At 36.7% G+C, this 23,352-nt stretch carries 23 protein-coding genes and 2 other annotated features; of the genes, 2 read left to right on the top strand and 21 right to left on the bottom strand.

All coding sequences use genetic code 11. The features are described from left to right. Positions 1 to 24 precede the first annotated feature (24 nt). The 4 genes from rpmI to ytxC all read right to left on the bottom strand — a co-directional run bounded on the left by rpmI (position 25) and on the right by ytxC (position 4,270). The gene (gene rpmI, locus ACZDYH_RS00590; protein WP_001125945.1) at positions 25 to 225 is read right to left on the bottom strand and encodes a 50S ribosomal protein L35; all 201 of its coding nucleotides are present in this window, start codon (positions 223 to 225) and stop codon (positions 25 to 27) included. Positions 226 to 246: 21 nt separating this feature from the next. After that, the gene (gene infC, locus ACZDYH_RS00585) at positions 247 to 750 is read right to left on the bottom strand and encodes a translation initiation factor IF-3 (RefSeq protein ID WP_000973215.1); all 504 of its coding nucleotides are present in this window, start codon (positions 748 to 750) and stop codon (positions 247 to 249) included. A gap of 63 nt (positions 751 to 813) precedes the next feature. Beyond that, positions 814 to 934: a sequence feature (ribosomal protein L20 leader region), on the bottom strand. A 210-nt stretch (positions 935 to 1,144) separates the two neighbouring features. Beyond that, positions 1,145 to 3,082 (bottom strand): threonine--tRNA ligase, encoded by a 1,938-nt coding sequence (gene thrS, locus ACZDYH_RS00580; protein ID WP_000786083.1) that lies wholly within the window; start codon positions 3,080 to 3,082, stop codon positions 1,145 to 1,147. Between the two features lie 47 nt (positions 3,083 to 3,129). Continuing rightward, positions 3,130 to 3,357: a binding site (T-box leader), on the bottom strand. A gap of 31 nt (positions 3,358 to 3,388) precedes the next feature. Next, a complete protein-coding gene (ytxC, locus tag ACZDYH_RS00575; protein ID WP_000569625.1) occupies positions 3,389 to 4,270 on the bottom strand; it encodes a putative sporulation protein YtxC in 882 nt (293 codons plus the stop codon). 234 nt (positions 4,271 to 4,504) lie between these two features. On the opposite strand from ytxC, the gene ACZDYH_RS00570 reads away from it, so the two are divergent. Further along, on the top strand, positions 4,505 to 4,702 hold the full coding sequence (locus tag ACZDYH_RS00570; protein ID WP_000464458.1) for a DUF4177 domain-containing protein: 198 nt from the start codon (positions 4,505 to 4,507) through the stop codon (positions 4,700 to 4,702). Positions 4,703 to 4,733: 31 nt separating this feature from the next. Here ACZDYH_RS00570 and dnaI read toward each other — a convergent pair whose 3' ends face one another. From dnaI to ACZDYH_RS00510, 12 genes are all read right to left on the bottom strand, one after another. Then, complete coding sequence (gene dnaI, locus ACZDYH_RS00565) at positions 4,734 to 5,672, bottom strand: primosomal protein DnaI (RefSeq protein ID WP_000400104.1); 939 nt, start codon at positions 5,670 to 5,672, stop codon at positions 4,734 to 4,736. Positions 5,673 to 5,705: 33 nt separating this feature from the next. Then, a complete protein-coding gene (locus ACZDYH_RS00560; protein WP_000415048.1) occupies positions 5,706 to 7,115 on the bottom strand; it encodes a replication initiation and membrane attachment family protein in 1,410 nt (469 codons plus the stop codon). A gap of 152 nt (positions 7,116 to 7,267) precedes the next feature. Continuing rightward, the gene (gene nrdR, locus ACZDYH_RS00555; RefSeq protein ID WP_001203687.1) at positions 7,268 to 7,729 is read right to left on the bottom strand and encodes a transcriptional regulator NrdR; all 462 of its coding nucleotides are present in this window, start codon (positions 7,727 to 7,729) and stop codon (positions 7,268 to 7,270) included. Positions 7,730 to 8,012: 283 nt separating this feature from the next. Continuing rightward, the gene (gene speD / locus ACZDYH_RS00550) at positions 8,013 to 8,396 is read right to left on the bottom strand and encodes an adenosylmethionine decarboxylase (protein ID WP_002003660.1); all 384 of its coding nucleotides are present in this window, start codon (positions 8,394 to 8,396) and stop codon (positions 8,013 to 8,015) included. A gap of 390 nt (positions 8,397 to 8,786) precedes the next feature. Further along, entirely contained in the window at positions 8,787 to 9,815 is a 1,029-nt protein-coding gene (locus ACZDYH_RS00545) for a glyceraldehyde-3-phosphate dehydrogenase (protein WP_000198975.1), read from the bottom strand. A 109-nt stretch (positions 9,816 to 9,924) separates the two neighbouring features. Beyond that, positions 9,925 to 10,527, bottom strand: a complete 603-nt coding sequence (gene coaE / locus ACZDYH_RS00540; RefSeq protein WP_000219284.1) for a dephospho-CoA kinase — start codon at positions 10,525 to 10,527, stop codon at positions 9,925 to 9,927. A gap of 51 nt (positions 10,528 to 10,578) precedes the next feature. After that, positions 10,579 to 11,211: a sporulation membrane protein YtaF gene (gene ytaF, locus ACZDYH_RS00535; RefSeq protein ID WP_000281744.1), complete on the bottom strand. Its 633-nt coding sequence runs from the start codon at positions 11,209 to 11,211 to the stop codon at positions 10,579 to 10,581. A 72-nt stretch (positions 11,212 to 11,283) separates the two neighbouring features. Next, the gene (gene mutM, locus ACZDYH_RS00530) at positions 11,284 to 12,114 is read right to left on the bottom strand and encodes a DNA-formamidopyrimidine glycosylase (RefSeq protein WP_001114478.1); all 831 of its coding nucleotides are present in this window, start codon (positions 12,112 to 12,114) and stop codon (positions 11,284 to 11,286) included. A 12-nt stretch (positions 12,115 to 12,126) separates the two neighbouring features. Then, a complete protein-coding gene (gene polA, locus ACZDYH_RS00525) occupies positions 12,127 to 14,760 on the bottom strand; it encodes a DNA polymerase I (RefSeq protein ID WP_000412806.1) in 2,634 nt (877 codons plus the stop codon). Positions 14,761 to 15,045: 285 nt separating this feature from the next. Further along, a complete protein-coding gene (gene phoR / locus ACZDYH_RS00520; protein WP_016123438.1) occupies positions 15,046 to 16,809 on the bottom strand; it encodes a sensory box histidine kinase PhoR in 1,764 nt (587 codons plus the stop codon). Continuing rightward, positions 16,802 to 17,521 (bottom strand): two-component system response regulator PhoP, encoded by a 720-nt coding sequence (gene phoP / locus ACZDYH_RS00515; protein ID WP_001065220.1) that lies wholly within the window; start codon positions 17,519 to 17,521, stop codon positions 16,802 to 16,804. The genes phoR and phoP overlap by 8 nt, the downstream gene beginning before the upstream one ends. A gap of 162 nt (positions 17,522 to 17,683) precedes the next feature. After that, positions 17,684 to 17,899 carry a hypothetical protein gene (locus ACZDYH_RS00510; protein ID WP_166694774.1) on the bottom strand — a complete coding sequence of 72 codons (216 nt, stop codon included), beginning with the start codon at positions 17,897 to 17,899 and terminating at the stop codon, positions 17,684 to 17,686. 110 nt (positions 17,900 to 18,009) lie between these two features. Between ACZDYH_RS00510 and ACZDYH_RS00505 the strand changes: the two genes are divergently transcribed. Further along, complete coding sequence (locus ACZDYH_RS00505) at positions 18,010 to 18,141, top strand: hypothetical protein (RefSeq protein WP_001237022.1); 132 nt, start codon at positions 18,010 to 18,012, stop codon at positions 18,139 to 18,141. Positions 18,142 to 18,197: 56 nt separating this feature from the next. On the opposite strand, the gene ACZDYH_RS00500 is transcribed toward ACZDYH_RS00505, so the two are convergent. The 5 genes from ACZDYH_RS00500 to ACZDYH_RS00480 all read right to left on the bottom strand — a co-directional run bounded on the left by ACZDYH_RS00500 (position 18,198) and on the right by ACZDYH_RS00480 (position 23,295). Then, the gene (locus tag ACZDYH_RS00500) at positions 18,198 to 18,671 is read right to left on the bottom strand and encodes a MaoC family dehydratase (RefSeq protein WP_000914180.1); all 474 of its coding nucleotides are present in this window, start codon (positions 18,669 to 18,671) and stop codon (positions 18,198 to 18,200) included. Positions 18,672 to 18,886: 215 nt separating this feature from the next. Then, on the bottom strand, positions 18,887 to 19,825 hold the full coding sequence (mdh, locus tag ACZDYH_RS00495) for a malate dehydrogenase (protein WP_000153232.1): 939 nt from the start codon (positions 19,823 to 19,825) through the stop codon (positions 18,887 to 18,889). A 19-nt stretch (positions 19,826 to 19,844) separates the two neighbouring features. Then, positions 19,845 to 21,137 (bottom strand): NADP-dependent isocitrate dehydrogenase, encoded by a 1,293-nt coding sequence (gene icd, locus ACZDYH_RS00490; RefSeq protein ID WP_000206898.1) that lies wholly within the window; start codon positions 21,135 to 21,137, stop codon positions 19,845 to 19,847. 160 nt (positions 21,138 to 21,297) lie between these two features. Continuing rightward, the gene (gene citZ, locus ACZDYH_RS00485; protein WP_000503652.1) at positions 21,298 to 22,446 is read right to left on the bottom strand and encodes a citrate synthase; all 1,149 of its coding nucleotides are present in this window, start codon (positions 22,444 to 22,446) and stop codon (positions 21,298 to 21,300) included. A 387-nt stretch (positions 22,447 to 22,833) separates the two neighbouring features. Then, a complete protein-coding gene (locus tag ACZDYH_RS00480) occupies positions 22,834 to 23,295 on the bottom strand; it encodes a DUF441 domain-containing protein (RefSeq protein ID WP_000625507.1) in 462 nt (153 codons plus the stop codon). Positions 23,296 to 23,352 lie beyond the last annotated feature (57 nt).

Below are 23,352 nucleotides of genomic sequence, written 5' to 3'. Positions count from 1 at the left end.
AATTGTTCTATATATCAGCCGAACTTATTTTAAGTTGTCAAGCATTTGACGAATGCGTTTGAAGTCACCAGCGCTTACTACACCAGCTTTACGTAGTTTACGTTTAGCTTTTGTAGATTTGTTAGCGAATAAATGGCTTGTGTAAGCGTGAGAACGTTTCAGTTTACCTGATCCAGTCTTTTTGAAACGCTTTGCAGCGCCGCGATGAGTTTTTTGTTTAGGCATAGGTATTTCCTCCTCTATCTATTACTTATCGTTTTTCGGTGCTAAAACTAAGAACATACTGCGTCCTTCCATTTTAGGCTTAGATTCAACTGTACTAACTTCAGCACAAGCTTCTGAGAAGCGATCTAAAACACGTTGACCGATTTCTTTATGAGTAATGGCGCGTCCTTTAAAGCGAATTGACGCTTTAACCTTGTCGCCTTTCTCTAAAAACTTGATAGCATTACGAAGTTTTGTGTTAAAGTCGTGTTCATCAATTGTTGGACTTAAACGAACTTCTTTCATGCTAATTACTTTTTGATTTTTGCGCTGCTCTTTTTCTTTCTTCTGTTGCTCAAAGCGGAATTTACCGTAGTCCATAATGCGGCATACTGGCGGTTTCGCATTTGGAGCAACTAATACTAAATCAAGATTAAGATTTGCAGCTAAGTCTAAAGCGTCATTACGAGACTTGATTCCAAGTTGATCGCCATTTGCGCCAACTAAACGTACTTCACGTGCACGAATTTGCTCGTTAATCATCATATCCTTGCTAATAGTAAGCCACCTCCAAGGTTTTCTCAGAACATATTTTGTAGTCATAGAACCCGAACAAAAAAAGTGCGGGCATACGACACCCACACTTGTAAAATCTTAAGTAAGAAATACATTTACCTGTTAACTGCGAATGCGTCCATCAGGTGAGAAGCGGGTGCTTCTACTTGTTCCACAAAACAATATTCTATTATCCTTGATGAGTTTATCATAGGACATGACGTCTGTCAAGAAGACGCGATGTGTTTTACTAACAACAAGAAATATTGTAACAAACAACTAACATACTTGCAATACTTTTTTATGATAAGTGTTACATGGTTATTTTTTCTAATTTTTCTCAAGTATATTACATAAAAAAGCCGCGGTATACCGCGGCTTTTTCTTATCGTTTTCCTTCTACTTTAATCATGTCAACAAAAGCATCTAATGCGATTGTTTCTGATTTTTGTTCACCATATTTACGTACGTTTACGCCGTTTTCAGTTACTTCATTGTCACCTACTACAAGCATGTACGGAATTTTTTGCATTTGTGCTTCACGGATTTTGTAACCGATTTTCTCTTCACGAGTGTCTAATTCAACACGGATACCAGCACGACGCAATTCGTCTTGTACTTTCTTCGCATAGTCTAAATGTACTTGCGGAGAAACTGGAATTACTTGTACTTGAACTGGAGCTAACCATGTTGGGAATGCACCTTTGTATTCTTCAATTAAGAAGGCTACAAAACGTTCCATAGTTGATACAACACCACGGTGAATTACAACTGGACGATGTTGTTTACCGTCTTCACCAACGTATGATAATTCAAAGCGTTCTGGAAGCAAGAAGTCTAATTGTACAGTTGAAAGTGTTTCGTCTTTTCCAAGAGCAGTACGAACTTGAACGTCAAGTTTTGGACCGTAGAATGCCGCTTCACCTTCAGCTTCATAGTAATCAAGACCCATTTCATCCATAGCTTCTTTTAACATACCTTGTGCTTTTTCCCACATCTCATCATCCGCATAATACTTTTTAGTATCTGCTGGGTCGCGGTAAGATAGACGGAATGAGTAGTTCTCTAAACCGAAATCTTTGTACACTTCTAGAGTTAAGTTTACAACACGTTTTAACTCTTCTTTAATTTGATCTGGACGAACGAAAATATGCGCATCGTTTAAAGTCATTCCGCGTACACGTTGTAATCCAGATAACGCACCTGACATTTCATAACGGTGCATTGTTCCAAGTTCCGCAATACGGATTGGTAATTCACGGTAGCTGTGAATATCATTTTTATAAACCATCATATGATGAGGACAGTTCATTGGACGAAGAACTAATTCTTCGTTATCCATTTCCATTGATGGGAACATGCCATCACGGTAGTGGTTCCAGTGACCAGAAGTTTCATAAAGCTCTCTGCTTCCTAGTACTGGAGTATATACGTGATCATAGCCTAAGCTTGCTTCTTTATCAACGATATAACGCTCGATAATACGACGAATTGTTGCACCCTTTGGTAACCAAAGTGGTAAACCTTGTCCTACTTTTTGGCTATTAGTAAATAGTTTTAATTCTTTACCTAATTTACGGTGATCGCGCTCTTTCGCTTCTTCAAGCATACGTAAGTGCTCATCTAATTCCGCTTTCTTAACAAATGCAGTACCGTAAATACGTTGTAGCATTTTATTATTGCTATCGCCGCGCCAGTAAGCACCCGCAACGCTTAATAATTTAAATACTTTAATTTTCCCTGTAGATGGAAGGTGAACACCACGGCAAAGGTCGAAGAATTCGCCTTGCTCATAGATTGAAATAACTGCATCTTCTGGAAGATCGTTAATTAAATCTAATTTTAACTCATCGCCGATTTCTTCAAAGCGACGAATTGCTTCTGCACGTGGTACTTCATGACGAACGATTTCTAAGTTCTCGTTCACAATTTTTTGCATTTCTTTTTCGATTTTCTTGAAGTCTTCAACTGTAATTGCTTCTTCCATATCAATATCGTAGTAGAAGCCATTTTCAATTACTGGACCAATGCCGAGCTCAACCTTAACATCTTTATATAAACGTTTTAACGCTTGTGCTAAAAGGTGGGCTGTTGAATGGCGTAAAATATATAGGCCATCTTCAGAATCTAATGTAATGATAGAAACTGCACCATCTTCTTCGATTGGTGTAACAAGATCGATCATCTCATCGTTTAATTTTCCAGCTACAGCTTTTTTCTTTAAGCCTGGGCTAATAGAAGCTGCGATTTCTTCAGTTGTTACGCCTTTTGGAAACTCCTTCACAGCTCCATCAGGGAAAGTAATTTTAACTACATCTGCCATCACTGGTCACTCCTCTTTTTCTCAAAATAAAAAACACTCATCCCGTAAAAAGGGACGAGTGTTGAATTCGTGGTTCCACCCTTGTTCCAATTAACATAATTGTTAATTGCTCAAGTTCAACATAACGGTGTTGTCCGTTAGCAATTACTAGAAAACCGTTCACTGCTAAAGTTTAGAGGTGGTAAGTAATAATCCCGTACTAGGAAGCTCACACCCTAAGGCTTCCCTCTCTGAAAATCGTAGAAAACTACTCATGTCCTCATCATGACATTTCAATATATTTCATTTATGTAGGTAATTATATGCTCAAAAACTTAGAAAATCAAGGGCGTTACCTTTATTTTTTAAATTTTTCACATTGCGCTCAAAATCATGTAATCCATGTAATTGGACCCGTTCTTGGAACACATTTCGCAAAGTAATTATCATATTATGGTCTTGTTCTTTCGTATATAAATAAATCTTTTTGGGCGAAATAGAAAGAAGCGGCGCAATTACTTTCGTATCAATATATACATCATTTTGCTTTAATAATTCCTCATCTATATATTGGACCAACTTCTCCTGTTTTAAACGTCTACCTTTATCATCATAAAAGATAAAGCTTTCATCAAAAATAAGATGCACGCAAGACAAACGTGATTTACGGCTACTTACTTGTTGCCGAAGCGTCTCAATGAACATTTGGTATTCTTGCTCCATCTTATATTCATCAATTGCCACTTCCGCAAGTTTAGCCACCATTTCCCTATATGTACGAAGACGAAAACGGATATATGATGAAAACGAGAATGAGAGCGGATCACAAAGCCAATTATTTAAAGAAGACTTAATATATGACTCAAATGCGTTACGCGTTAAATCCTGAGCTACACCTTTTCTTTTTCCCTTTAAAATCTCATGTGCCATGTGCAATATTTGATGACACTCTTCTTGTTCTTCATAAAAAAACTTTTCTTTTAAAATCGTATAAATCCACTCATTTTGTTTCACATTCACAATGAAATACACCATTACTGGCAATAAGATCTTTTCAATATAATTCGATTCACGTACTGGTATGTGAATCACCACTTTTTGTTCCTGTAAATACACACTCGTTTCCTTATATAACACTTCCGCTCTTTTCAGCAATTGTCTATATACGTGCATAGCATCATTTTTTTCTTCGAAGCAAATTTCAATCACTTTTGTCCCCCCTTTTATCCCCGCTCTAAAGGACTGTATCTATACGTTACAAATCCTATAAGAGTCCGTTCCACGTGAAGTTCACTCTTAGTAGAATTACATTTCCTATCGTTAGAAAATCCACTCAATATGGCTTGCTAATTTTATATATATTAAGGGAGGGAGAAAAAAATGATACAAGCTACTATGAATTTTTATTGTATACTTTACTTATCAATAAAAGGGGTTATCCGAATGTTTGAATATAAATTCGTAAAAGTCGAACTACATTGGGGGTTCACTCGCTCAAAACCAGCTGAAGACTACCAAGAAATTATTCAAGAACATGCTAGAAATGGCTGGAGGTTCGTACAGATTGTTGCCCCTACGATTGGCAGTTCTGGACAACCTGAATATTTCGACCTCATATTTGAAAAGAAAATATCACTATAATACAAAAGAGCAAGCTTCTCAGCTTGCTCTTTTACTTATGACGACGGTTTTTCCCACCAATCGGAATTGGTTTCGCTAAATATTTAATTCGTTCCATAATACGTGCTGCCTTCATTTCTTCAGCCTCGCCACGCTGCGTATACGTTAAATGGTGTTCCAGTTGTTTAAAATCAAAATTAGACGTAAAGAACGTCGGTAAGTTTTCTAACATACGGAATTGTAAGATTGCACCGAGTACATCGTCACGGACAAAGCTTGACATCGCTTCTGCCCCAATATCATCTAACATTAAAACTTGTACGCGTTTAACCGCATCAATCTTCTCACCAATCGAATTATCTTGAATTGAACTTTTAATTTCACGTAAAAATTCCGGGAAGTATACGAGCATCGAACTTATTTTCTTTCGAGCAAGCTCGTTCGCTATTGCTCCTAACAAATACGTTTTTCCTACACCAAATTTACCGTACAAATATAAACCTTGTGCTTTTTTACCTGGTTCATATGTACTTAAAAATTCATTCGCTGCACCAATCGCATCTATACGTGCATTTAAATCAGAAGGATCTAAGTTTTCCATAGTTGCCTGTAAAATATCCGTTGGCATATATACACTTTGAACAAGTTTTTCATATTTCTTTCTCTCGTCATGCGCTACTTTTCTAACGCAGCGATCGTATTGAATATCAATCATCTTCCCTTGAATAACAAGCTTTGGCTCGTACCCTTGTAGCATATTTTTACATGAGCCTAAATCCGGACAATCCACGCAACCTACACTTTGTCCAATATATTCATATAACTTCACAAGACTGCGCTCAATCATAGAAGTCGTTACTTCACCCTTATGTTCGTCTATAAATTCTTTCACACGCGGATGCGCCATTACTTCTGCCTTTAATACTTCATATCTATTTTTAAAGTTTTCATTTTCCATTAATTTTGCAAATGAATTTTGAATATGCTCCATTTTCTCACCTCAAAGAGCGTTCATTCTCTTCTATTAATCACGCTTATATTTTTTTAACACTTCTTCTAGTCGTTTTCTTTCATCTTCTAGCGTACTTGCATCTTTTTCTACACTTACATCTTTCTTCTCTGTTTCTTTCTCTTGTTCTTTCGGCTCTTCTTCCTTAAGCCAATCTGGCACCATTTCTTTCCGCACCGTTTTCTTCGCCGTACGGCCTTTTTTCTTCGTCTCAGCCCACTCTTGATACTGACGGTTCTCTTCTTTCGCTAACGCCATCGCGTCCGCTACTGTACCGACCTTTTTACGTGCCCAATGCCCAGCAATCTTCTCGACATACGTTTTCGCAAGTTTCATATCTGAGCGTAGCATAACGTAATAAATAAGTACATTCACAACTCCTGGTGTCAATTTTTGATTAATCATGACATCTTCAACGATCTGCAAGTCCGCTTTCGTTGCCTCTGCACCACCAGAAATCTCTTTCAATAGTTGTTTTGGTGAGATTTCCTCTAGTTGCTTTATTAGCATCTCCTCTTGCGATGAAGGCTCTTTCTCTTTCATCGTACGTGCAGCATGAGGCTGTACTCTTTCACTTAATACCGGTAATGCTTGACCATTTTCAAATTGATACCAATCGCGCGCTCCTTTTCTAAGCCTCTCCATATCAATTGTTTGCATCTCTGTCACTGCACCAAGAACGATATTTTGCATCGATAACACATCTACACCATACACGTAAGCAAGTGTTATAACGCAGTCTCTCACTTGATCTGTAATCGCCTTTTTAGGAACAAGAGCGGACAATCCATCTATAAATAAAGAGAAATCAAAGAAATCATTCCAAACTTTCGGAGCGTCTCCCTTCTCGTTACTTGGCATAGTTGTCGTTTTTGGAATACGAAGGTCTTCTTGCGCATGCTCAAGCTGTCCTGGATTAAACGAACCAAACACATCATTGAAAGAACGCGTAACATTTTCATAAGAAGCAAAATCAAATTCTTCTTCTAAGAAATATTGCTTTACTTGATTATATTTTGTCCTGCTCAATCGATTGTATAAAAAGATACTTAAAACAATATCATCAAAAAACTGCTTCGGAGATAAAGGTGGTTGCAACTCATATATGAACATTCGAATATCTTTTTCTTTCTTAATATATACCTTCAAAAGCCCAATTGCCTCTAACTTTACTCGTTCCTCATATACTTCAGGAAGTTGCATTTGCATAGTCACCATAAGGGAATGATGCGTATTCTCTTTTCCAAATACACGATCTTGCTCAAGCTCTCCCCATAGTGTCATGTATAAGCTAAAAGCTCTACTACCTATTAACGGCTGATACAACATCGTTAACACTTTTCGGTCGTAATTGTGCAGTAGTCCTTTCGCACTTACTTTATAACGATCAATCGGCAATAGCTCCATCCATGACTGTTTTTCCATTCTTGCTTTTCCTTTCTCTCATCCAATCTATCCTCTACTTCATTCGTTCTATCTTCATTATATAAATTCTTAGTGAAAAAGAGCTATTAGCTTGCGCTTCTAGCTCTCTTATCCTATTACTTACGGTATGTAAAGAGAATAAAATACAACTTCTACTCTCTTTCTTTTTGCAGTATATCTTTTAATTCTTCAATAAATACATTTAAATCTTTAAATTGACGATATACAGAAGCAAAACGTACGTAAGCAACATCATCAATATCGCGAAGTTCTTCCATAACAATTTCACCAATCATATCACTTTTCACTTCTGATATACCTAAATTACGCAGTTCACGTTCCACGCTTTGTGTTACTTCTTCTAATTGTCTTAAAGATACTGGTCTTTTTTCACACGCTTTAATTAAACCGCGTAAAATCTTTTCTTTATTAAACTCTTCTCGTGTGCCTTCTTTTTTTACAACGATAAGAGGTGACTCTTCTACCCTTTCAAAGGTCGTAAAGCGACTTAAGCAGCTTTCACACTCTCTCCTTCTTCGAATAGAGCGCCCCTCGTCTACCGGACGCGAATCTAACACTCTTGTACCATTATGAGAACAGGATGGACAACGCAATTCATTCACTCCTTTACACTATACTCTTTATTTTTCTCTACTCACTTCACCTAAAATATATATACAATATTATATAACTCATTCTAACTCTCTTACCACTTTAAGTTCCAGCGCATCACTTTATCATCTCATCCTTAAAAATAAGATGGTATATAGGGCACTACCTCATTTGCAAGAGTCCAATTTATTCAACTAACGAGTACGTTATATTTTCCCTTTTTTATAAACTAAAAAAGAGGTGCATTATACACCTCTTTACATTTTAAATCAATTATGTTCTTTTTTAAAGAGCTTTTGTTTCTCTCTGCTTAATTTCGAAGCTACCAGTGCCTCGAGGAAGCTCGATGCTCTCACGCGTTTTCGCGTTTAAACCCTCTGCAATATATTCTGCAGCAACATTTGGATCAATACGATCCCCACAAGTATAAACATCAATACTTGCGTAACCGTGCTCCGGAAAGCTATGAATTGTTAAATGTGATTCTGAGATAATTACTACTCCACTTACACCTTGTGGTGCAAATTTATGGAAAGCAACCTCACGCACTTCAGCACCAGCTCTTAGTGCTGCATCCACAAATAATTGTTCAATATACGGCATGTCATTAAGCTTGTCGAAATCGCAATCCCAAAGTTCAGCGATCACGTGACGACCCATCGTATCCATAGTATCCATTCTACAGTTCCCCCTTGTAAATTTATTCTAACTGTTCGAATTGAAAACTAATTTGCAATTTGGCTTGCTCCACTACCACGGGGGAAAGTTAGTCCAGAGAGGTCCTAACCCTTTAAGTAGTGACTACGTACCTCAGCTCTTAAGTTTACGAGTGTTAGTATACTTTGTTTATTTTCATTTTGCAACAACAGTTTTTTCGATTTTCTGTCATATTTTCCTCTTTACTTTTCCCTAAAAAAAATAAACGATTCACAAATGCAGTAATCACAACGTTTCGTGGTATGTCCACTTTTTAAAATATACTTATATAATTTTTTTCCTTTTCAGAAAAAATTAAAAAAAGAGGGCAAATATTGCCTTGCCCTCTCCTCCCTTATTCCCTTAAATGTGTTGCACATTTTCTTGTTTCGCTAACTCTTGAACAACTAACGTTACAAGATCTACAACACGACGAGAGTAGCCCCACTCGTTATCATACCAAGCAAGTACTTTCACTTTACGATCACCCATTACCATTGTAGATAAACCATCGATAATAGCTGAGTGTGTATTTGTATTAAAGTCGATAGATACTAAAGGCTCTTCGCTGAATTCTACAATACCTTTTAACGCACCGTTTGCAACAGTTTTGAATGCATCGTTAATAGCTTCAACTGTCACATCGCGTTTTACATCTACTACTAAATCAACAAGAGACACGTTTGGTGTTGGTACACGAAGTGCCATACCATGAAGTTTTCCGTTTAAATGTGGAAGAACTTTTGCTAGCGCTTTCGCAGCACCTGTCGTTGTCGGAATGATTGATTGTCCGCAAGCACGTGCTCTTCTTAAATCTTTATGTGGGTTATCAATATTTTTTTGGTCATTTGTATAAGCGTGAACTGTCGTCATTAAACCGTTTTCAATTCCAAACTGCTCATCTAACACCTTCACAACAGGCGCTAAACAATTTGTTGTACAAGATGCATTTGAAATAACAGTATGTTTTGTAATATCTAATTGGTCTTCGTTCACACCAACTACAATTGTTACATCTTCATTTTTACCAGGCGCTGTTAAAATAACTTTTTTCGCTCCAGCTTCAACGTGAAGAATTGCTTTTTCTTTTGAATTAAATTTACCAGTTGCTTCAATTACAACTTCAACACCTAAATCTGTCCAAGGCAATTCCTTTGGATCGCGGTTGTTTAAAAGGCGAATCATTTTTCCATCAACTAATAAGTGATCTTCAAATGCTTCTACTGTTCCGTCAAACTTGCCATGAACTGTATCATATTTAATTAAGTGTGCTAACGTTTCAGATGGATAGCTTGCATTGATTGCTACAATTTCGAATGCGCTTTCTTTTATTGCTTGACGAAATACCATTCTCCCAATACGTCCAAATCCATTAATTGCCACACGAGTCATAATATGTTATCCCCCTTGAATGCGTTATACTATTTATCTCCAATCCCAATAATAGTATAACACAAAAAGGGGATATGTCACTAAGCATTTTCATTAATTTCACAATTTTTTAGTCAATAATGTTCCACTTCTTTAAAATTACCTGCAATTGTGTTTTCGTTCCCATAATTGTGCCATCATTATTTATCACTTCATCTGCATTTTCCACTTTTTCTTCTAACGGCATTTGAGATTGAATACGAGCTGTTGCTTCTTCTTCTGAAAAGTTATTTCGTTTCATTAAACGTTCTAATTGCGTATGCGGCTTAACCGCTACAACTAAAATGCGGTCAACGAGACTTGTTAATTTGCTTTCAAATAAGAGAGGAATATCTAACACAACCGCTTGCATACCTTCTTTTATGTACATTTCCTTTTGCCTATTCATTTCCTCACGCACTGCAGGATGAACAATTTTATTTAACTGCAATCGTTTTTCTTCATTATAGAAAACGACACTTCCTAGTTTTGGACGATCTAATTCTCCATCTCCTTGTAACACTTCCGTTCCAAATACTTCTACTATTTTGTTATATGCTGGTTTTCCTCGCTCTACAACTTCTCTTGCGATAATATCTGCATCAATAACTGGTATGCTCAGTTCACGAAACATTTCTGATACCGTACTTTTTCCGCTTGCAATGCCTCCCGTTAATCCAATTACTACTGTCATAATAATCCTCCTCATAATAAAAGGCGCGAAACTAATGTTCCACGCCCATACTTACATTTTCCAAATTCCAATAATGATGAGTAATACTCCAGGCAGGAATGTAAATTTTTGTAACCACTTCATATTTGATAAAACCGTTCCAAGTTTCATTCCAATAAATAAAAACAAAGAACTCATAACTGCAACTAATATCGCCATCATAGCGGGTGCATACCCTAATAAAGATGCACCAATTCCGGCACCAAATGAATCTACAGAAAGAGCTATACCAAGAAGTAATGCTTCTCCTGCAGAAATGGTGCCTGATTTATCAAAATCTGCAACAGTCGGTTTCCGTAAAATTTGAATCACTAGGCCTAGCGAGGCAATCTCTAATTTCCAGACCTTCTCCTCTTGCTTCGGTTCTTCTTTTTTCTCACTTCGAAAAAATTGATATAATACCCAAATCCCTATTCCAATAAGAACAAGCCCACCGATACGCGTTGCGATAACAGGTGAAAATACTTTCGCGATCATATGTCCAATTCCCATTGAAACAAGCATAACAGCCGCTGAACACATTCCGATAATTATAATTGATCTTAGTGGAATTCTTACGCTTCTTAAACCATATGTTAGCCCTACACTACAGCTATCTAAGCTTAATGTAAAAGCTAATAAAATAAGAGATAAATAAAGGTACATCGGTAAGCTCCTCCCTTATACATAGCTCTGCTGTATGTATATGACAAATGCCTATCCGATGTTATCTCTTTTCTATATTCTAGGCTGACAAATTGGGCAGTAATGCGTTCCTCGCCCGCCAACAACTGTTTTTTCTAATATCGTGCCACAAGTTACGCACGGCTCTCCCTTTTTCCCATATACATTTAGGAGTTCTTGGAACGAACCAATTTGCCCTTGTGAGTTGATATACGTCCGAATTGTACTTCCGCCACGCTTTACTGCTTCGCCTAGCGTTGTAACGGTAGCCTCATAAATTCGCTCAATTTCTTCTACTGTTAAAGACGAAGCTTCTCGTTCTGGATGAATTTGAGAACGGAATAAAACTTCATCTACATATATATTTCCAAGCCCTACTAAAAGACGCTGGTCCAGTAGCACAACTTTTATTTTACGATTTGTCTTTTGTAATCTTTCTTGTAAATACTGCGGTGTCATTTCAGCATCAAATGGCTCCGGACCTAAGTCAGCAAGAGGCATTTGGTTCATTTCTTCACCTTTCTTAAAGAGATGCATCGTACCAAACTTTCTCACATCTTTATAATGTAATTCCGTTCCATCTGTAAATAAGAAACGGACGTGCGTATGTTTATCAATCGGCTCATCCTCTTGATGCAGTAAAAACTTACCTTCCATACGCAAATGTGAAACAATGACATAATTCGTTACATATAAAAGCAAAAACTTTCCTCTTCGCTTTATATTTTCAATCTTCTCGCCTTTTAGCATTTCTTTAAAGATTTCTGCATCATCCGGTCGTTTCACTATTTTTGGATAAGTAACAATAACATCTTCAATCGTTTTTCCTGTTACAAGATTTTCAAGTGTCCGTCTGACGTTTTCAACCTCTGGTAATTCAGGCATTTCATCACTTCCTTATTTTGCGTCGTACCAAGTTGGACCGTAAGAATAATCAACTTTCAGCGGAACTGCAAGTTCAATCGCATGTTCCATTACTTCAGGTACAAGCTGCTCTAATTTTTCGATTTCTTCTTTTGGTGCTTCAAATATTAATTCATCGTGTACTTGCAGAAGAAGACGCGCTTGTAATCCTTCTTCTTCTAAACGATCTGCCATAATAATCATCGCTTTTTTAATAATATCTGCTGCAGTACCTTGAATTGGTGTATTCATCGCTGTACGCTCAGCGAAGCTACGCAAGTTAAAATTACGACTCGTAATTTCTGGAATATAACGGCGACGATTTAATAATGTAGCTACATATCCTTTTTGTTTCGCATCTTTTACGATGTCCTCCATGTATTCTTGTACACCAGGGAAACTTTCTAAATACTTTTCAATAAATTCCGCTGCTGCTTTTCTTGTAATTCCTAAGTTTTGTGAAAGACCATAATCACTAATACCATACACAATTCCGAAGTTAACAGCTTTCGCTTGTCGTCTCATATTTGAAGTTACTTCATCTTTTTCAACGCCAAATACATCCATAGCTGTTTTCGTATGAATATCCATGTCATGTTGGAACGCTTCAACTAGCCCTTTATCATTTGCAATATGAGCTAATACACGCAGTTCGATTTGTGAATAATCAGCCGCATACATAATCCATCCTTCTTCTGATGGAACAAATGCCTGACGAATCTTTCTTCCTTCTTCTAATCGAATCGGGATATTTTGCAAGTTCGGATCCGTTGAACTTAATCGACCTGTTTGCGTTAACACTTGATTAAAGCGAGTATGAATTTTAGATGAATCTTCATGTACAACTTTCAGTAAACCTTCAATGTAAGTTGAATTTAGCTTCCCTAATTGACGATAATGTAAAATATTTGGAATGATTTCATGGTGATTCATAAGCTTATCTAGTACATCAGCTGACGTAGAATAACCTGTTTTCGTCTTTTTAATAACCGGTAAGTTTAAGTTCTCAAACAGAATAACACCAAGCTGCTTCGGTGAATTAATATTAAATTCTGTTCCCGCAAGCTTATAAATTTCCTGTTCCATTTCCTTTAATCTACCCGCAAGTTCTTCTCCCATATTACGAAGACGCTCTGTATCAACTTTTACACCCTTTACTTCCATATCAGCTAATACACGTGCAAGCGGCAATTCTAATTCTGTAAACAGTTCATATTGCTCATTCTTCTTTAACTCTTCAACGAATGTTTGCTTTACATCATATAATACATGCACTTTACGAGCCACATGCTCCGCGACTACCTCTAACTCTGGAACCGCACGCTTCGCACCTTTTCCGTAAACTTCTTCATCTGATTTCACAGCATGCGTTTCTTTCATTTTCGCTACAGTACGGAAATCTTTATCTGTATCAGCCGGGTCAAGTAAATAAGCAGCGATTAATAGATCAAAGTCAATCCCTTGCATATCTATCCCATTCCATTTCAGTGCAACGATTGCACGCTTCGCATCAAATGTATGCTTTCTCATTTCTCCATCTGCAAGCCACTCTTTAAAAGCATCTGACTTAAGAGCAATGTCTGTCTGAATAAAGTAACATCCATTTTCATTTTGAATACCGAAACCTTGAATGTCTGCTTTATGATAGTTATCTTCTTGTACTTCAACGATAAGCGCACTATCTTGCTGAAGCATTTCTTCTGTAACTTCTTCCACAATATCAAATGTAATATCATCTAATTCAGCTGGAGCTGTTTCTTCTGGCGTAACGCCTAATTTATTTAAAAGAGATGTAAATCCTAAACTCTCGAACATTGGAATGACATCACTTGCTTCATATCCTTTATACACCATATCATCCACATGAACTGTAATCGGCGCATCTGTAATAATAGTTGCAAGATCCTTACTCATAAGAGCTTGTTCTTTATTTTCTTCCAGTTTTTCTTTTAATTTCTTCCCACTTACTTGATCTATATTTTCATACACCGCTTCAACCGTTCCAAACTGTGTTAACAATTTAATTGCCGTTTTTTCACCAACTCCTGGTACACCCGGTATATTATCTGACTGGTCTCCCATTAAACCTTTCATATCGATAATTTGCTTTGGTGATAAGCTGTATTTTTCAAATAAAGCTTCTTTCGTATATTCATCCACTTCTGTAATCCCTTTTCGCGGAATACATACAAGCGTGTTATCAGAAACAAGTTGAAGTAAATCTTTATCTCCTGAAATAACTTTTACACTTGCCCCTTGCTCACTCGCTTCTTTCGCTAACGTTCCCATGATGTCATCCGCTTCATAATTTTCTAATTCATAACGCGGTACATTGAACGCATCCAGCATCTCACGAATAAACGGGAACTGCTCTGATAATTCAGGTGGAGTCTTTTGACGTCCTCCTTTATACTCACTATACGTTTTATGACGGAACGTTGTTTTGCCTGCATCAAACGCCACTAACATATGAGTTGGCTTTTCTTCCTCTAATATTCTCATTAACATCATTGTAAAACCGTAAATTGCGTTCGTATGTATACCTTTGTCGTTATTTAAAAGCGGTAGTGCAAAGAAAGCACGATACGCGATATTATTACCATCTACTAATACGACCTTTTTTTCCAAAATTGAAACCTCCCCATACAAATTTGAAATGATTTTTTTCACAGAAAAAAACCGTTCCTTTCCTCTCTCTATATTAACATGACTAATAGAGAGAAGAAAAATAACGGCTATTTTCTTTCATATATAAAACAGACTTATATTGGCATAAAGGGAAGTGACGAGAACAGCTTAACTATTCTCGTCCAAAATTACTCCTTGGATGAAGGGGTTTTCATGTATTATATTAACAGAGCTTTATTAATATTTAATTAAGCCATTGTTAATATATTGTAAACATCCTTCATCCTATTTTTCAGTTGCTGATTTCGGTAAAACAACTGTAAACGTTGTCCCTTCTCCAACTTCACTATCTACTGTAATCGTACCTTGATGCGCCTCAACTAAATGCTTTACAATCGACAATCCAAGGCCGGTACCACCAGTATTTCTACTTCTTGCTTTATCCACCCGGTAGAAACGTTCAAAAATACGCGGAATTTCCTCTTTACTAATACCAATTCCAGTATCCGATACTTTTATATAAGCATTATATTTATCTTCCGCTAACTCTACTGAAACAACGCCTCCAGCCGGTGTATATACGATTGCGTTATTAATTAAATTAATAAAGATTTGTTTCAAACGACTTGGATCTCCAATAACAGAGGCACGTTTTAATACATTCACTTGTAAAGAGATTTCTTTTTCTCCTGCTTTATTATCAAGTACCATATGAATATCTTCAAGCAGCCCCTTCATATCAACGGTTCCCATATTTAATTTAAATCCTTGTTGTTCGATCTTCGACAAATCTAATAAATCTTCAATTAATCCTTGCATGCGCTCACTTTCTTTTAAAATAATGTGCAAGAAATGTTCGCAGAATTTTTTATTATCCATCGCTCCGTCTAAGAGTGTTTCTGAAAAACCTTTAATAGAAGTAATCGGTGTCTTTAATTCATGAGAAACATTCGCTAAAAAGTCTTTTCTCATTTGTTCTAATTTCTTTAACTCTGTTATGTCATGGAATACGAGAACAATCCCTTTCCATTCATGGTTTGTCCCGATAATCGGCGCTCCATATACTTCGAAATGCTTCCGTTCAATTCCAAGTGGCAATAACATTTGTTTACGCACTTTCACTTCTGTCATAAAGATTTCTTCTACAAGCTCAATAATTTCTGTATGATGAAACGATTCATAATATAAGCGATCTAAATATTCTTCATCTGTTACGTGGAAAGTTTCCTTATAAGAGCGGTTTACAAGGTTTATATATCCTCGGCTATCAATTAAAATCATTCCACTTCCCATATTTTCAATTAACGTGTGCAGACGATCTTGCTGCATTTCTTGTTCAAGTGTCATCTCTTGTAAATTTCGTGCTAAAATATTAATCGCTTTACTCAGCATTCCTGTTTCATCCGAATGACTTTCGTATGCACGTGCTTTATAATTACCCTTTGCCAATTCAATTGCAACTTTCGTAACCGATTCAATTGGCCTAATATATTGCCCTGTAATTTTCATACCTAAAAATACAACTACGAGACAAGCAATGACAAATCCGATAATTAATAATCCCCACGTTTTTTGATGTACGTCTCTTAAAGGATCAATTATACTTTTCACCAAAATGTATCCTTGTTTTCCTTCTACATCTTGAACGAACACCGCATGATAAAATTCATTCTTTCGATCCGTTTCTTTCGTAATTACTTTACTTCGTTGTTTTGCCACTTCCGAAGAAAGTTCTTTAATCGTCTCTGGACTAAATGCCAATTCTTGTCCTTTTCTATATTGAACTTTCTTTTTTTCATCCAAAAATACGATAGAAGCTGATATTTTTTCTTCTAACTTTTCAAATACGTATGGATTTTTTAAGACATTATCAAAACCTTGCTCTTCTGCTAACGTCGCAACATACTCTGTCTCTTTTACCATTCTCTCTTTAGCATGATCTATATAGTAGTTTTCAAACACAGTTTCTAGTAATAAACCTAGTCCAACTAAAATAAATACAATAAGAGAAACAAATGTAAAAAGAAGCCTGGAACGAAATTTATTCATTCCCTTTTGGCTCCTCTAATTTATATCCTAAACCACGTATCGTTTTAATGTACGTCGGTTTTTTCGTATTTTGTTCAATTTTATCGCGCAAATGGCTAATATGAACATCAACAATTCGTGTATCACCAGCAAAATCGTAATTCCATACAGCACTTAATAATTGATCACGTGTCAACACGCGACTTTTATTTTTCGCAAGATACACAAGTAGTTCAAATTCTTTTGGTGTTAATTCAAGCTTTCTTCCTTGGAAATAAGCCTCATAAAACTCCGGTAAAATTTTAAGTTCTGCAATTGTGATGCTATCTTCATCTGGCGCTTCTGCAACTTGTTCTTCTTGTTGTAATTTCGTACGGCGCAAAATCGCCTTCACACGAGCAACAACTTCTCTTGGACTAAATGGCTTCGTCATATAATCATCTGCCCCAAGTTCAAGGCCTAGCACCTTATCAAACTCATCATCTTTTGCCGTTAACATTAAAATCGGCGTCATAACGCGCTGCAATCGTAATTCTTTACACACTTCCATACCATCCATTTTCGGAAGCATTAAATCTAATATAATTAAATCTGGGCGTTCTGTTGTCGCTTTTTGAAGCGCCATTTCTCCATCCATCGCTGTTATAACTTCAAACCCAGCTTGTTGTAAATTAAATTCGATTAAAGTTAAGATAAATTCCTCATCATCAACTACTAAAATACGATTGTTCATTCTTTTCCTCCAAGTTATAGACTTGAAACCTTCTTCATCCTAGTATTTTCCCCGTTATTCTCATCATACTAGAAAACAAGGTCCCTCTCAATATAATTGTCTATTCATGGAGATCGTTTGTGTAGAATTGAGAAAATAGAAGTAATTACAATTCACCTGCAACTACACAGGATTTCGCCAAACTTTATAGATTGCCCTCTCTTCTTTAAAGCTCACTTCCGTATGAACTATAAAATCTTGATTTTGTGCTAGGAAAAACGAAAGAGCATGCGCTATTTTATAATCTGGTGTTTCATATCCATCAAATACTCTCCCGTACATTTCATTCGCAACCCGGTCTGCCCACACTTCAGCTTCTCTTACCGTTTCAAAGATCACGTCTTCTCTTTTCCACCTTACCTAAAAAACCACTCATTTAATTGACTTCAATTACCGATGATTATATCATTAATCTTAATATACGAATTAACAATATATGGAGGTCTATTATGCGACTAATACTATCTATTCTATCTTTAGCAGTCACATGTATCCTTGCTTTTAACGCTCCGAGCTGGGATACGATTAAAACGGGGTGCTCAGAATTTGCTGAAGGGTTCAAAGAAGGGTTCTTCAACTAAAAATAGCGCTAGCATCCTTATGAAAGGTATGCTAGCACTATTCATATTTTCATCTTTTAAAAATTATCTAATGCTTTTTCCATAATAGAAACAGATTTAAAAGGTGGCGTTACTGTTAATGAACCTTTCACAACAGTTTCTCCTTTTTCATCATGAGCAGATACAAGCATATCAATTGTATGTTCCTCCTCAGAAACAGCCACAACTTCAAAGTGGATTTGTAACGTTTCATAATGGTGAACATGTTTCACGAATGTAAGGTCCTTTCTCGTAATATGACTTCCTGGACCCGGTAAATATTTCGTAACCGCCGTTGTAATCATTCCCGTTAGCATAATGCTTGGTACAATCGGCTTTTCATACGGAGTTTGGGATGCGTAATCATGCTGAATATATAATGGATTGGCATCATTCGTTAACCCTAAGTACAATAACAAATCTTTATCCTCAATTTTTTCAGTGATAGATAATTTCTCTCCTACTGTAATTTCATCCATTTTACGACCAATTTGAACTTTTTTCTTTAACATGTTACAACCCCCTCCGATTTTTTCACCTTATTATCCTACTAAAAGCGATACCTTATCCGAAATTTACTATGATGAGGGCAATGTATAGTATAAATCTACAGTTTCATTATAGGATATTACAAATGATAGCGTTTTCATATTATTTCAAAAAAACAATTCGGTAAATAGTAGAAAAAGATTCGGAATCCCGAATCTTTTTCACTACTATTCAATTATTAAACAAGAACTTTCATTACGTTACGTACAGATTCTACAGAGCGATCTAACGCTTCTTTTTCATCTGCAAGAAGTTCTAATTCAATAATTTTTTCAATTCCGTTACCACCTAGAATTACTGGCACCCCTAAGTAAAGGTCACTATAACCATACTCACCTTCAAGGTACGCAATAGCTGGTAATACACGGCGTTGATCTTTTAAGATTGCTTCTGTCATTTCAACTAAAGAAGCTGCTGGTGCGTAATATGCACTACCGTTTCCTAATAAGCCTACAATCTCACCGCCACCTTTACGTGTACGTTCTACGATTGCTTCTAAACGCTCTTTCGGAATTAACGTTTCTAACGGAATACCGCCTGCATAAGAATAACGCACAAGAGGTACCATGTCGTCACCGTGTCCGCCAAGAACAAATCCTGTAATGTCTTTTACAGAAAGATTTAATTCTTGTGCGATGAATGTACGGAAACGAGCTGTATCTAATACACCCGATTGGCCGATTACACGCTCTTTCGGGAATCCTGCTTCTTTAAATACAGAATATGTCATTGCATCAACTGGATTTGTTAACACAACAATAATTGCATTTGGTGAATGTTTTGCAATGTCGCGCGTAATACTTTTCATAATTTTAGAGTTTGTTGCTACTAAGTCATCACGGCTCATACCAGGCTTACGTGCAATACCTGCTGTAATAACGACAACGTCAGAATCAGCAGTATCTGCGTAATCAGATGTTCCAATAATGTTAGCATCAAAACCTTGTACTGGGCTCGCTTCTAACATATCTAACGCTTTCCCTTTTGTTGGATTTTCCAGTTGTGGAATGTCCACTAATACAACATCTGCAAGTTCTTTTTGTGCTAATAAGAATGCCGTTGTTGCTCCTGTAAATCCTGCACCGATGACTGAAACCTTCTTGCGTTTGATTGTCATAATTTACCCCCCGCTTTAATTATGCGTTTTTGATTATCGCTACATCCATGTTTTTAATAAGTTCATTAGCGAACTCAGAACATTTCACTTCTGTTGCACCTTCCATTAAGCGTGCGAAATCATAAGTTACTACTTTTGAAGCAATTGTTTTCTCAACAGAAGCAGTTACTAATTTCGCAGCTTCGTTCCATCCTAAGTGTTCTAATAATAATACACCTGAAAGAAGAACTGAAGATGGGTTTACTTTATCTAAACCTGCATATTTTGGAGCTGTACCGTGTGTAGCTTCAAAGATAGCATGTCCAGTCACATAGTTAATGTTTGCACCAGGTGCAATACCAATTCCACCTACTTGTGCAGCAAGTGCATCAGAGATATAGTCACCATTTAAGTTCATTGTTGCAACAACATCGAACTCACGTGGACGAGTTAAAATTTGTTGTAAGAAGATGTCTGCAATAGAATCTTTTACGATGATTTTTCCAGCCACTTCAGCGTCTGCCATCGCTTTATTCGCTGCATCTTTACCATCTTTTTCAACGATACGATCGTATTCAGCCCAAGTAAATACTTTGTCGCCGAATTCTTGTTCCGCTACTTCGTAACCCCAGTTTTTGAAAGCACCTTCTGTAAATTTCATAATGTTTCCTTTATGAACTAATGTAACAGAAGAGCGTTTTTCGTTAATTGCATATTGAATTGCAGCACGAACAAGACGCTTTGTCCCTTCTTCTGAAATTGGCTTAATACCAATACCAGATGTTTCTGGGAAGCGGATTTTATTAACACCCATTGCTTCTTTTAAGAAAGCAAGAACTTTTTCTGCTTCTGGAGATCCTTGCGCATATTCAATTCCAGCATAAATGTCTTCTGTATTTTCACGGAAAATAACCATATCAGTATCTTCCGGACGTTTTACAGGTGAAGGAACACCTTCAAAATAACGAACTGGACGTAGACATACATATAAATCTAATTCTTGACGAAGTGCTACGTTTAGAGAACGAATACCACCGCCAACTGGAGTTGTAAGTGGACCTTTAATCGCGATTAAATATTCACGAATTAAGTTTAAAGTTTCTTCTGGTAACCACTCGCCTGTTTGGTTGAATGCTTTTTCCCCTGCAAGCACTTCTTTCCAAACGATTTTCTTCTCACCATCATAAGCTTTTTCAACTGCTGCTTCTAGTACGCGAGATGCAGCTGCCCAAATATCAGGACCAATTCCATCTCCCTCGATAAACGGAATAATCGGATTGTTTGGTACATTCATAACACCATTAGTTACAGTAATTTTTTCACCTGTCGTCAATGTGATAACCCCCATGTTTGAAATTTCATATGTATGAAACTGAGGGAATAACCCCTCAGTTCAAACCGTTAGTCAAATTAAAATATTCTAATCATTACATCTTTCCGAAAAAATCAGACTTTTGAAAGCGTATTTTCACTATCAAAATAGTGTTATTCGCTTATCGTTGTGCAATTGGAACATACACTTGATGCGTTGGTCCATTATAATCAGCACGCGGACGAATTAAACGGTTGTTTTCATATTGTTCTAGAATATGAGCTAACCAGCCTGACATACGGCTAATTGCAAAAATAGGTGTAAATAAGTCATGGTCAATTCCTAAACAATGGTATACAGAAGCTGAATAGAAATCAACATTTGGTGGAAGACCTTTTTCTTTTGTTACAATGTCTTCAATTTTGATAGACATATTATACCATTTCTCTTCTCCTAAAAGCACGCATAATCTCTTAGACATTTCACGTAAGTGTTTTGCACGTGGATCACCCTGCTCATACACACGGTGGCCAAAGCCCATGATTTTCACTTTATTTTGAAGAGCATTATGAATATATGACTCTACATTTTCTTCTTCACCAATCTCAGTTAACATCTTCATTACATTCTCATTTGCCCCACCGTGAAGAGGACCTTTTAATGCACCGATTGCTGCTGTAATACCAGAATATACATCTGAAAGTGTAGCTACGCAAACACGTGCAGTAAATGTAGAAGCGTTTAACTCATGATCTGCATGAAGTACAAGCGCCTTATCAAAAGCTTCAATTTCAACTTCATTTGGCTCGCGATCATTTAACATGTACAAGAAGTTTGCAGCTAATGATAAATCCTTTCTTGGCTCAACAATATCTAAACCTTTACGGATTCTCGCGTAAGCAGCAACTAAAGTTCCGACTTGCGCCTGTAATTTAACCGCTTTCAAATAATTAGACTTTTCATCCATAATTTCAGCGCTCTCATCGTATAATGATAGCATGGAAATTGCAGTTCGTAAAACAGACATCGGATGTGCAATTTTTAAATCTACTTGTTTCAAATATGTTAAAATCTCACCTGGAACTTTATAGTATTCTGATACAATTTCATTAAATTCCGCTAGTTCTTTTTCATTAGGAAGCTTGCGGTGCCATAATAAGTACACTACTTCTTCAAACGTAGCATTCTCAGCTAAATCATCAATATTATACCCAACATAAGTTAATGTATCATCAATAATAGAGCTCACAGATGATGTTGTTGCTACTACCCCTTCTAAACCTCGAATAACAGTCATGACATTCTCTCCTTTTCCTGAAAATTCTCCCAACCTTGCTCCTTATATCTATTTGCTCCCCTTATGAATTATGAACGCCCGTTCACTCTTTAGGCAAGCAAAATGCACGATCATGCAAATTTGTTGCGATGTTCCCCTCTTATTGTCCATTGTCTACATGGAAAGCATGAGCGTGAATGTCTCCCCGAATCCTCACGCTCAAAACAACAAGTTAGTGAGGAAAATACATTCCGAAGAGTTTTATGATAAAAACAACATAAAACAATATCATTATAAAATTGTTTTATGTTATTTTTATTTTATCTGGTGTAAAGTCTCTGCTGTTATGTAACTTTTCAAAGTTTCTAATCCTATTATAAACAATTATCTGACTTTTGTGAACAGAAAGAATTCAAAAATTTTATATTACTATAAAATTCCTTATTTAAACATTTGTATAATACTCATAACCGCATAGGCAATTCCAGCCCCAATTAACGGACCAACAGCAACCCCATTAAATAGCGCAACCGCTATAATTGTCCCAAAAACAAGCGCAGTTGTAATGTGAGGATCCGTTGTCAACAATTGTACGCCGCCTTTCGCTAACAAAGCGACCGCTACACCTGAAGCTAAAGCAATCCACGCATAATAAGATTTTGCCGCTTCTCCAAGTTGTTTAAAACCTATTTCCCCCGTCGCAATTGGTACGAGAACCGCTATTGTAATGACCGTTACACCTAGGTTAATTCCTTTCGTTTGTAAATAAGGAAAGACCTTATCTCCTAAAAACGTAAACTTCAATAAAAATAACACACCAATAGCCACAGTAAGCGATTGGTTTTTAGCAATAAGTCCTATAATAAGTAGTATGAATAAAAATAACGTTGACTGACTAATCATGTTTGCACTTCCTTTCTGAAAATAATGAACTCATTTCCAAACAAAAATACCTTTAAA

This window comes from Bacillus sp. EB V-12, assembly GCF_056158125.1.
This window is presented reverse-complemented; position numbering and strand designations above follow the sequence as displayed.

Bases quoted from the DNA above. Each gene is read 5' to 3' on its own strand.
- rpmI (WP_001125945.1), bottom strand. From the start codon at position 225: ATGCCTAAACAAAAAACTCATCGCGGCGCTGCAAAGCGTTTCAAAAAG.
- infC (WP_000973215.1), bottom strand. From the start codon at position 750: ATGATGATTAACGAGCAAATTCGTGCACGTGAAGTACGTTTAGTTGGC.
- thrS (WP_000786083.1), bottom strand. From the start codon at position 3,082: ATGGCAGATGTAGTTAAAATTACTTTCCCTGATGGAGCTGTGAAGGAG.
- ACZDYH_RS00570 (WP_000464458.1), top strand. From the start codon at position 4,505: ATGTTTGAATATAAATTCGTAAAAGTCGAACTACATTGGGGGTTCACT.
- dnaI (WP_000400104.1), bottom strand. From the start codon at position 5,672: ATGGAGCATATTCAAAATTCATTTGCAAAATTAATGGAAAATGAAAAC.
- ACZDYH_RS00560 (WP_000415048.1), bottom strand. From the start codon at position 7,115: ATGGAAAAACAGTCATGGATGGAGCTATTGCCGATTGATCGTTATAAA.
- speD (WP_002003660.1), bottom strand. From the start codon at position 8,396: ATGGATACGATGGGTCGTCACGTGATCGCTGAACTTTGGGATTGCGAT.
- ACZDYH_RS00545 (WP_000198975.1), bottom strand. From the start codon at position 9,815: ATGACTCGTGTGGCAATTAATGGATTTGGACGTATTGGGAGAATGGTA.
- coaE (WP_000219284.1), bottom strand. From the start codon at position 10,527: ATGACAGTAGTAATTGGATTAACGGGAGGCATTGCAAGCGGAAAAAGT.
- ytaF (WP_000281744.1), bottom strand. From the start codon at position 11,211: ATGTACCTTTATTTATCTCTTATTTTATTAGCTTTTACATTAAGCTTA.
- mutM (WP_001114478.1), bottom strand. From the start codon at position 12,114: ATGCCTGAATTACCAGAGGTTGAAAACGTCAGACGGACACTTGAAAAT.
- phoR (WP_016123438.1), bottom strand. From the start codon at position 16,809: ATGAATAAATTTCGTTCCAGGCTTCTTTTTACATTTGTTTCTCTTATT.
- phoP (WP_001065220.1), bottom strand. From the start codon at position 17,521: ATGAACAATCGTATTTTAGTAGTTGATGATGAGGAATTTATCTTAACT.
- ACZDYH_RS00505 (WP_001237022.1), top strand. From the start codon at position 18,010: ATGCGACTAATACTATCTATTCTATCTTTAGCAGTCACATGTATCCTT.
- ACZDYH_RS00500 (WP_000914180.1), bottom strand. From the start codon at position 18,671: ATGTTAAAGAAAAAAGTTCAAATTGGTCGTAAAATGGATGAAATTACA.
- mdh (WP_000153232.1), bottom strand. From the start codon at position 19,825: ATGACAATCAAACGCAAGAAGGTTTCAGTCATCGGTGCAGGATTTACA.
- ACZDYH_RS00480 (WP_000625507.1), bottom strand. From the start codon at position 23,295: ATGATTAGTCAGTCAACGTTATTTTTATTCATACTACTTATTATAGGA.